Annotated in this window: 1 protein-coding gene and 1 pseudogene; one reads left to right on the forward strand and one right to left on the reverse strand. The window is 38.6% G+C overall.

The genetic code is table 11. From position 1 onward, the window contains the following. Window positions 1-8: 8 nt before the first annotated feature. On the reverse strand, window positions 9-161 hold the full coding sequence (locus ACWHAR_RS26745) for a YvrJ family protein (protein WP_017696403.1): 153 nt from the start codon (window positions 159-161) through the stop codon (window positions 9-11). A gap of 201 nt (window positions 162-362) precedes the next feature. Here ACWHAR_RS26745 and ACWHAR_RS26750 point away from each other — a divergent pair. Next, a pseudogene (locus tag ACWHAR_RS26750) lies at window positions 363-731 on the forward strand (RNA polymerase subunit sigma-70); the annotation flags it as partial.

Here is a 731-nt window from a genome sequence, read left to right on the forward strand (position 1 = left end):
TTGAAAAATTATTTTTTTGCATGATCTTTCAGTTCTGTCATTAGTTCTATTAGTTGATCAAACTTCTTTTCGAATCGGGTCAGCAGATACATTGCAATCAGCGCGGGAAATCCGAAATTGCCGATCTGTTTTACGACTTCCTCTATAAAAACCTGATCCATAGGAAAATACCTCCCTTCTTTTTCTGCAGTCATGTATGTAAGTGAAGGAAATCCGATAAAACGTAAACTGCTGCAAAGTATTTTGGAAGACACTAGTCGGAAAGTAGTAGTTTACTTTTTTTTGCTTTCCTTCATTTAATTTAGTAGGGAGGCGGTTTGATGGACTATCAAAGTCTTTTACGGTCAAAATGTAAGGAGATAATGAAGCATCCCATCGTGAAGCATTTTTTGAGCAATCCTCAGCATTACCATTTGTTCAAAAACGTAATGGAAAGCCCTAACGAAAAAGATGCAAAATCATTGGACAAGCTATTTAAGCAGTTTTATAAAGAAATCCGCATCGTCAAGTATATGAATTCAATGATCCGCATCTTTTCTATTGATTTTGATAAGCGGGTTCGCAAAAATCAAAAACGGTATCCGCTGACGGTTGATCATCCGGACGCAGGAGATCGGCTTCCTTCCGAAACAGGAAGCGATGCATTTGAAGAATTTTTAGACAGGCAGGATGATTTGAGCCAGCATGTTCAGGATTACCAGCTCTACCAAGCGATTCAGAAGCTGACTGAC

This window comes from Bacillus sp. LR--39, assembly GCF_053613335.1.